Source organism: Clostridiales bacterium, assembly GCA_030016385.1.
GTDB lineage: Bacteria > Bacillota > Clostridia > Clostridiales > Oxobacteraceae > JASEJN01.
Map to the genome: position 1 here is coordinate 1 of JASEJN010000084.1, position 9,452 is coordinate 9,452.

The window sequence follows — 9,452 nt, forward strand, 5'->3', positions numbered from 1 at the left end:
TGAATCTGGCGAATGAGTGTTCAAAATAACATAAGTTCAAATTACGAATCGAAGTATAGCGAAGAAAAATGTTGCATACGTCATATTTTTATATTATAATATATTTTGTCTTAAATAACTGGGTGTGGCGCAGATGGTAGCGCGCCAGAATGGGGTTCTGGAGGTCGCTGGTTCAAATCCAGTCACCCAGACCAAAAACAAACGTCAATATTGATACAATGTTGACACATGAAAAAGTCCGGTACTACTGGGCTTTTTTTATTTTATATAAAATTTAGGCCGCCTTAGGAGCGGTCTTTTTGACATTTACGCTACGGCATACTTTATACTTACCATTGCAATCATTAAATGATCAATAAATGATTAAGAAAATTTAAGGAGGATAAGAATTGGTATCTTTTGGGCAACTCTGTAAGACTTGCGCAAATAAAAGGTTATACCGGCGCTGGCTTTATGCCGTGGTATATTCAGATGTGGAGGCTATTTTGTAGGATACCAAGCAAATTACAAGCCTATTTACGCAAAACGATCGCAGAAGCAACCAAAACCTTCATTGGTGGGGAAGATATCGTGAAACAGTCCGGATATTTTATTACGAACTAAGGAGGGATGATTATGGAATATAGTATCAATAAGCTGGCAAAGCTGTCTGGAGTCAGCACCCGCACTCTGCGTTACTATGATGAAATCGGGCTTTTATCTCCGAAACGGATAAGTAGTAACGGTTACCGTGTATATGGACAAAAGGAAGTTGACCTGCTCCAGCAGATTTTATTCTACCGCGAACTCGGTGTACCGCTTGATAAAATCAAAAATATCATATGGTCCAAAGGCTATGATTGCATATCGGCGCTGCAAGGCCATCTGTCGGCCCTAAAAGCAAAAAAGGGAACAGATAGAGCTATTGATTAGCAATATAGAAAAAACGATTGCCGCATCGAAAGGAGAGATAACAATGAGCGACAAAGAAAAGTTTGAATGCTTTAAGCAGAAGATGCTTGAAAAAAACGAAAAGCAGTATGGCAAGGAAATCCGTGAAAAATTCGGTGACGCCATTGTAGATGCCAGCAATGCCAAAATAATGGGCTGGACGGCTGAACGATATGAGAAAGTGCAGAAATTGTCCTGCCAAATAAACGCTTCCTTAGCCCATCTTGCGGTTTTTTTAGGTAAAAAAATACTTTTCTTTATGATATAATTACATTTAAGGCGTTGAATTTTATCGTAAATATCAAATACTGGGAAAGAGTGTGGAAAGTTGAATTTCGGGATTAAATAGAATTCAATAAAAAAGCCTATAAATTTTAATTTATCGTACAAATTGTTCTGGAGGATTTATGTATTCACTTCTACTTATAATAATATACATCGCGTTTATCAGTCTCGGCCTGCCCGATTCGCTTCTCGGCTCCGCATGGCCTGTTATGTATAAGCAGTTTGACGTGCCGCTGTCCTATGCCGGTATTGTAACAATGATTATAGCCGGCGGGACAATCGTATCCAGTCTTTTGTCCGACCGGCTTACAAGAAGGCACGGCGCGGGGCTTGTAACCGCAATCAGCGTTATGATGACGGCGGTCGCGCTGTTCGGTTTTTCAATTTCCGGATCATTAATCTCCCTCTGCTTATGGGCAGTTCCCTATGGGCTGGGTGCAGGCGCAGTTGATGCAGCTTTAAACAATTATGTCGCACTGCACTATGCCTCCCGGCATATGAGCTGGCTGCATTGCTTTTGGGGTGTTGGGGCAGCGATAAGCCCCTATATCATGAGCTATTGCCTGATAAGCGGACGAGGTTGGGATACTGGCTATCGTTCGGTAGCCGGTATTCAGATTGTACTGACAGTAATACTTTTTATTAGCCTTCCCTTATGGAAAAGAAAATCAATTGTCCATGACAGCGATGAAACACCTGCGGCAGCTCTGAGCCTGTGGCAGGCCTTGAAAATTAAGGGGGTTAAATTAATCCTTCTAACCTTCTTTAGCTATTGCGCCCTTGAAAGCACAACGGGGCTGTGGGCAAGCAGCTATCTTGTTCAACACCGCGGAATTGATGCTGAAACTGCCGCAAAATTTGCGTCGCTGTTTTTCTTCGGCATAACTTTCGGACGTTTTCTCTGTGGTTTTATCGCTGAGATGGTTGGGGACAAACTGCTGATTCGCTTTGGAATCATAACCATTATGGTTGGCATTTTTATGCTCGGGCTTCCTGTTGGAATCAATACTTTAGCGTTGCTTGGGCTTGTTATTATCGGTCTCGGCTGTGCTCCGGTTTATCCCTCAATTATTCACTCGACTCCTTCGAATTTCGGCGCGGAAAACTCGCAGGCAATTATCGGCATCCAAATGGCAAGCGCTTATATGGGCAGCACTTTTATGCCTCCGCTCTTTGGTGTAATCGCCGACCATATAGACATTGGTGTATACCCGCTCTATTTAATATTTTTCGCAATCCTTATGCTTTTGATGTCCGAACGGCTGACCAGAACAATTGAAAAAAATAGGAGCTAATATATTTGAAGGGAGATAAACTGGGATGAAAAAAAGCAAAATTATTTTTTATATCTTAATGTTCTTGCCGCTAATTCTATCCTGTGCTGCTTTTAATTTTTTGCCGGATCAGATACCTGCTCATTATGGTTTAAACGGAGAAGTGAACAGATATGGAAGTAAAACGGAGGTTTTTATTTTACCCGTAATCGTCATCTTATTCGGGTTATTTTTGCTGCTGATGGGAAAGCTGGCAAGCAAAAATGAATCAAATGGTAATACAAATAATCAGAAAGTCACAGTTGTTTCCAGTGTTATGGCATTACTTGTTTTTAATGTTTTGACAGTAATTTTCTTATATACATCGCTAAAGCAAGTAGTAAATTTATATGCCTGGGTTGATATCAACAAGGCCATGTTTTCCCTTATAGGCATTGTGTTTATCGTGATCGGCAATTTCATGCCAAGATTAAAGCGGAACAGTATAATCGGCCTGAGAACAAAATGGAGCTTAAGCAGTGATAAAGCGTGGCAAAAAAGTCAGAAGTTTGGCGGAGTCAGTTGGATTATTACAGGTTTTATATTGCTGGTTGGTAATGCCTTTATTTTTCATAGTATACAAGTTTACATCTTTTCGGCAGTTGTAATCGTAACTGATTTGATAGTAGATGTCGTTTACACATATAATGTTTCTAAGCAATAATGTGCCAACAGATGTACTGGATAAATATCGTAAAAAAGTGCAACTACTGGCTTTTGAATTTGAGACCATTAAAGCAAAGCGCCGCGGACGCTTCGCGCCTATAGCTTTTGCTATAGGCGCGATTTAAACTAATTTACTTTGAAAGTGTTCTCTCCGGCCAAATATTGATTCGTGCTCAAATGTCATTATGCTAAATACGGTTTGCCCCTTTCGTTGCTGAAATATGAAAAGTTATTAGGCCGGTCAATCATTTCCCGTGCAAAAATCAGCATTGCCACAAATGATGGAATATCAGTTTCGATACATTCGATGTAACCTATATCAAAACCGGCATCGGCGCGCCTGTTTTAATGGATAAGATATTGGCTTTAGGAGTCACACCATGCAGGAAGATTATATTTATCGGTTCTGCAGGCTCGCTGGATGCGTCAATAGGTATAGGCGACATCGTTATACCGGAATACTCAATCTGCGGCGACGGAGCCAGCCGTTACATAGCTTCCGATACTCTTTCCAACAACGATGTTTTCGGAGATAAAGCATATCCGGATATCGATTTATATGAAAAAACTAAAATGATTACTGAACGCATTTGTAAAGGAAACGGTTTTAAGTGGCATATCGGAAAGGCATTCAGTATAGATACGATATTTGCCCAATACGCGCATATAGGCGAAATTCTGGACATGGGCTGCAACGTAATAGAAATGGAGACCGCTGCTGCTTTCAGAGCCGCCAAACTTGCTAACATACCGATAGCAGCTATATTTAGCATTTCTGATAATACGGTAACTAATAAATCGTTGTTAAGCGGCCGAACGCCGGAAGAAATGGAATATCGGAAATATGTACACCGCATGATTTTCCCAAAAATCATCATAGATATTTTCCGTAATGAATAATTAATTGTATCAGCGCTGAGTTGCCTATGCATATTATCACGTCAAATCTGCACAATGTTGACACATGAAAAAGTCCGGCAATGCTGGGCTTTTTTTCGTTTCAATAGCAAAATCAGTAGGTTATCAAAACCCTCCGACCTGATTATAGATCTTCTCCTTTGGGAACTCCGATTCGTAATTTGAAATCAAGCATAAATAGGATTATGTTATTTTGAACGACAAATGAGCATTATGAAAATTTTGATAAATTCTTGGCCTGCAGCCGCATAAGAATCCTTAGAGCTTTTGAATGTCTGAGTGAAACGAGTTTCAAAAGCTCTTGGATTCTCTTTTGCTGCGGACTTTAGAACTTACAAAACTTGAATTTAGCGAATGAGTGCCCAAAATAATATAGAGTTCATATTGCGAATCGAAGCTGAAAAACGTAAAAGTGACCTGTATTTCTTTAAAAGATGATATAATAAAAATTATATTGTACATTTTGAGGAGGGGAGAATACGTGTTTAGGCGTTTTTTTGTGTATTTCGATAAATATAGGAAGTATTTAATATTGAGTGTTATCTGCGTCGCGTTGGAAGCCATGTTTGAGCTGATTATACCGATGATCATGGCGAACATCATCGATGTAGGGATAGCAAATAGGGACGAAAATTATATCCTGACAAAAAGTTTTGTAATGGTTGCGCTCGCGCTGGTTTCACTATTTTTGGGTGTGCTTTATGCGCGTTTTGCCGCGCGAGCCGGTCAGGGCTTCGGGGCAGAGTTGAGAAAGGCGGAGTATAAAAAGGTGCAGAGCTTTTCTTTTTCCAATATGGATCATTTCAGCACACCTTCATTGATTACGAGACTCACGAGCGATATCACCATTCTACAAAATTCGGTCTGCAACGGCATCCGTCCGATCGTACGCGGGCCAATGCTGATGATCATGGCTCTGTCGATGACATTGATGATGAGTGTGAAACTCACTTTTGTGTTTCTGATCGCCATGCCCGTGCTGGCTGCTTGTTTGTTTTTTGTTCTTAAAAAATTAGGCCCTATGTACGGAAAAATGCAAAAAATTTTGGATAGAGTAAATTCCATAGTACAGGAAAACCTGATAGCCATTCGGACTGTAAAGTCATATGTCAAGGGCGACAGCGAATGCAAAAAGTTTTCAGATGTAAATGAGACGTTTAGACAGTCTTCTGAGCGTGCCTTCCATTATGCGGTTTTGAATATGCCCTGCTTTCAGCTTATAATGTATGCCACTATTATATGCATACTCTGGTTCGGAGGCAACCTTGTGCATGCCGGATCATTGAAGGTGGGACGGCTTACCGGCTTTTTGAGCTATGTACTTCAAATATTGAATTCTCTGATGATGATATCCAATGTATTTTTGATGTTAAGCCGCTCAACAGCCTCCGCCAGCCGTATCTTTGAAGTCCTGGACGAACCGGAAGAGATGGCCGACGGCATGCAGAGCAGAGTTGTAGAAAATGGGACCATAGATTTTGAACATGTATATTTCAAATACCAAAAAACGGCAAAGGAATATGTGCTTTCTGATATCTGTCTGCATATAGACGCGGGAGAGACAGTCGGAATCATCGGCGGGACTGGATCTGCAAAGTCTTCTCTTGTACAACTGATTCCACGTCTTTACGATGTGACTTTGGGAAGCCTGAAAATCGATGGACACGATGTAAAAGAGTATCCAATAGCACATCTGCGTGACGCCATAGGAATGGTGCTTCAAAAGAACACCCTCTTTTCCGGAACGATTCGTGATAATCTGAAATGGGGAAACGAGAATGCGACGCAGGCGGAACTTGATTGGGCCTGCCATATTGCCTGTGTCGATGAATTTCTTGATAGAATGCCGGACGGTTATGAGACCGACCTCGGGCAGGGCGGAGTCAATGTGTCCGGAGGTCAGAAACAGCGTCTCTGCATTGCACGCGCACTGCTGAAACATCCAAAGGTGCTGATCCTTGACGATTCAACCAGTGCTGTAGATACTGATACCGATTTGAAAATCCGCAGGAGGCTCACAGAGAATCTAAAGAGTACGACCAAAATCATTATAACTCAGCGCATCAGTTCCATTGAAGACGCCGACTTGATCGTAGTTCTGGACAACGGAAAAATCAATGATACCGGAATACATAAGAAGCTGCTTATACGCAATCCTATTTATCATGATATCTATGAATTTCAAAGAAAGGGGGCTGCTGTATAATGGCAAGAACTATGCTACATGAAAGACCGAAAGATATCTTAAAAACGCTGAAGTTCCTGTGGCGTTACATGAGAAATCACGGTACAGCCTTTCTGCTTGTTTCATTGCTGATCGCTGTCAGCGCTGGAGCCAACGTTTACGGAACATACCTTCTAAAACCGGCTATAAACGATTATATAATCCCCGGGAATATTCGTGGACTAGTAAAGTTTCTTTTCTTTATGGGTGGTATCTATCTTGCCGGTGTGGCTGCATCGTTTGAATATTCGCAGCTTATGGTAAAAATCGCACAGAAGATCATAAAGGAAATCCGGGATGATCTTTTTCGCAAGGTACAAAAACTACCCCTCAGTTTTTTTGACGCAAGGACCCATGGAGAACTGATGAGCCGGTTTACAAACGACATTGATACGATATCCGAAGCTCTCAACAATAGCATAACAGTTCTTATTCGAAACTTTATCATCATCATAGGTACATTTACGGTGCTTATGATACTGAATATAGAGCTGTCCATCATCGTGCTTTTATGTTTTCTGGGAATGTTTCTATTTATGCGCTACAGCGCAAAAAAAAGCCATGCTTATTTTTCACAGCAGCAAAAATATATGGGAAGCTTAAACGGTTTTATCGAGGAAATGGTCGAGGGACAGAAGGTAGTAAAGATTTTTAACCATGAGGAGAAAGATTTTCAGCAATTCTCCGCACGCAACAAAAATCTTCAGAAAGCTGCCACGGAAGCGCTGACTTATTCGGGTCTCCTCATACCCGTAGTTGTCAGCATTTCCTATTTCAATTATGCTCTTTCCGCCTGTATAGGCGCATTCTTTGCGATAGCTGGAAAGATCGACCTTGGAAGCCTTGCCTCATATCTTGTTTATGTCCGTCAGACGGCGATGCCGGTCAACCAATTTTCGCAGCAGTTCAATTTTATATTGGCTGCTCTCTCCGGGGCGGAGCGTATTCTTGAGATCATGGAAGAACCAGAAGAGGTCGATAACGGCACTGTAACACTTACACACGTGATGGAGATGCAGGATGGAAAACTTCAGGAATGTGAAAATGGAACGGGAAAGTGGGCATGGCGTCGGACGAATGCCGATGGAACCGTGGAGTTGATATTGCTTCGCGGTGATGTGCGCTTCCATGATGTAGTGTTTGAATATAAATATGGCAATACCATTCTTAAAGGTATCAACCTTTATGCAAAGCCAGGACAGAAAATCGCTTTCGTAGGTTCTACCGGAGCCGGAAAAACGACGATTGCCAATTTGATTAACCGCTTTTACGATGTGAGTTCCGGCAGCATCACTTATGACGGAATCGATGTCCGTGATATAAAAAAGGACGACCTGCGGCATTCTATTGCCGTAGTGCTTCAGGATACCCATCTGTTTACGGGTACAATTGCAGATAACATCCGTTATGGAAATCCAAGGGCAACCTTAAAACAAGTAATCGAAGCTGCAAAGCTTGCAAACGCCGATTCCTTTATACAGCGTCTGCCTAACGGTTACAATACCGTGCTAACCGGCGATGGGGCAAACCTAAGCCAGGGTCAGCGCCAGCTTATTGCAATCGCCCGTGCTGCTGTTTCCAATCCGCCGGTACTGATTCTCGACGAAGCGACCAGTTCGGTGGATACCCATACTGAAAAGCTGATCGAAGCTGGAATGGATCATCTGATGGAAAACAGGACGGTACTCGTGATAGCTCACAGACTTTCAACAGTCCGAAATGCGAAAGCCATAATCGTGCTTGAAAACGGCACCATCTTGGAACGTGGCAGCCATGAAGAGCTGATATCCCAAAGGGGCCGGTATTATCAGCTGTATACCGGCCAGTTTGAGCTGTCATAAATACCATGCGCCGACTGAATTGGCTGTATAAAACGGAAAGCAATCGATTTTCCATCAAATATAGGATATGTACCCTTGCTGCCAAGATACACTGATAAATCCACGGATCATGAGCGTGAAAAACTGATTGACAGAATTCAGTGTTAAATTTATAATTAGTTATACAAGTAATACTTGTATAACTAATTGGAGGGGTTATATGATTAATAGATCAAAAGACAATAATAAATATATGAGTTCGGTCAAGGTAGGACCAAAGGGACAAATTGTAATCCCCAAGAAAGTGCGTGATATGTTTGGGATTAAACCCGGCGATACGTTGGTTCTTCTTGCAAATGCTAAAAAGGGCATCGCAATTGAAAGGCTAAGTGTTTTCAGCAAAATTGCAGATGCGATTTTTGAAGGAAAAGGCAAGGAAATTTATCCTGAACACAGCGAAGAAGACAACCTGACTTTTGCATTGGTATCGGCTTTCCGGTCGTCTTGCTTCTGCTCCTCACGGCTATACAGTCGAACATCCCTGTTAAATTGTTTGTAATCGATCAGCTTGCTCCGGGCATTGCTGTTTTCGGGCTTTCATTTATTTCACTTTTTTCAGGCATGTTGATTTCAAAGGACAGAACCAGTTCATTCATGTTTCGTCTATTTACTTCCCCCCTTACGTCAAGCAATTTTATTTTCGGATATACTCTTCCCCTCTTGCCAATGGCAATATTACAGATTGCCGTATGCTTTATCGTGGCATTGTTCTTAGGCTTGACCGTCAGCATAAATATACTGCTTTCAATCATCGTATTGATCCCGGCGGCAGTTTTGTTTATCGCAATAGGATTGCTTTGTGGCAGCCTGTTCAACGATAAACAAGTGAGCGGCATATGCGGTGCATTGTTGACCAATGTGAGCGCATGGCTTTCCGGAACCTGGTTTGATCTCGATTTGGTCGGTGGAACTTTCAAAAGTGTCGCATATGCACTTCCGTTCGCTCATGCAGTTAGGTCCGGAAGGGCTGCGATTTCAGGCAATTATTCCTCTATTTTTCCGGATTTATGGTGGGTAATCGGATATGCATCTATCATTATGATAATCGCCATTCTTGTATTTACCAGAAAAATGAATAGCGATAATGCTTAAAAATTATAGGCTCTTTTACGCAGCATGAAATAACAACAGTATGAAATATCAATTGAACATATAGGAGAGCTTCGATTCGTAATATGAGATTATGTTATTTTGAACACTCATTCGCCAGATTCAAGTTTTGTAAGTTCTAAGGCC

Annotated in this window: 7 protein-coding genes, 1 tRNA gene and 1 pseudogene; all 9 read left to right on the top strand. The window is 41.7% G+C overall.

All coding sequences use genetic code 11. The features are described from left to right. Positions 1–118: 118 nt before the first annotated feature. The 9 genes and pseudogenes from QME45_13725 to QME45_13765 all read left to right on the top strand — a co-directional run bounded on the left by QME45_13725 (position 119) and on the right by QME45_13765 (position 9,308). A tRNA-Pro gene (locus tag QME45_13725) sits at positions 119–194 on the top strand. A gap of 421 nt (positions 195–615) precedes the next feature. Continuing rightward, a pseudogene (locus tag QME45_13730) lies at positions 616–1,138 on the top strand (MerR family transcriptional regulator). 199 nt (positions 1,139–1,337) lie between these two features. Beyond that, positions 1,338–2,510: an MFS transporter gene (locus QME45_13735; GenBank protein ID MDI6619690.1), complete on the top strand. Its 1,173-nt coding sequence runs from the start codon at positions 1,338–1,340 to the stop codon at positions 2,508–2,510. Between the two features lie 25 nt (positions 2,511–2,535). Then, entirely contained in the window at positions 2,536–3,192 is a 657-nt protein-coding gene (locus QME45_13740) for a DUF1648 domain-containing protein (GenBank protein ID MDI6619691.1), read from the top strand. Between the two features lie 320 nt (positions 3,193–3,512). Next, positions 3,513–4,094 (top strand): phosphorylase, encoded by a 582-nt coding sequence (locus QME45_13745; GenBank protein MDI6619692.1) that lies wholly within the window; start codon positions 3,513–3,515, stop codon positions 4,092–4,094. 499 nt (positions 4,095–4,593) lie between these two features. Continuing rightward, positions 4,594–6,318, top strand: coding sequence for an ABC transporter ATP-binding protein (locus tag QME45_13750; GenBank protein MDI6619693.1), 1,725 nt, complete (start codon positions 4,594–4,596; stop codon positions 6,316–6,318). Next, entirely contained in the window at positions 6,318–8,177 is a 1,860-nt protein-coding gene (locus QME45_13755) for an ABC transporter ATP-binding protein (protein ID MDI6619694.1), read from the top strand. The genes QME45_13750 and QME45_13755 overlap by 1 nt, the downstream gene beginning before the upstream one ends. Before the next feature lie 199 nt (positions 8,178–8,376). Further along, entirely contained in the window at positions 8,377–8,715 is a 339-nt protein-coding gene (locus QME45_13760; protein MDI6619695.1) for an AbrB/MazE/SpoVT family DNA-binding domain-containing protein, read from the top strand. Further along, a complete protein-coding gene (locus QME45_13765) occupies positions 8,661–9,308 on the top strand; it encodes an ABC transporter permease (GenBank protein MDI6619696.1) in 648 nt (215 codons plus the stop codon). Before QME45_13760 ends, QME45_13765 begins: the two co-directional genes overlap by 55 nt. The last annotated feature ends 144 nt before the right edge of the window (positions 9,309–9,452 follow it).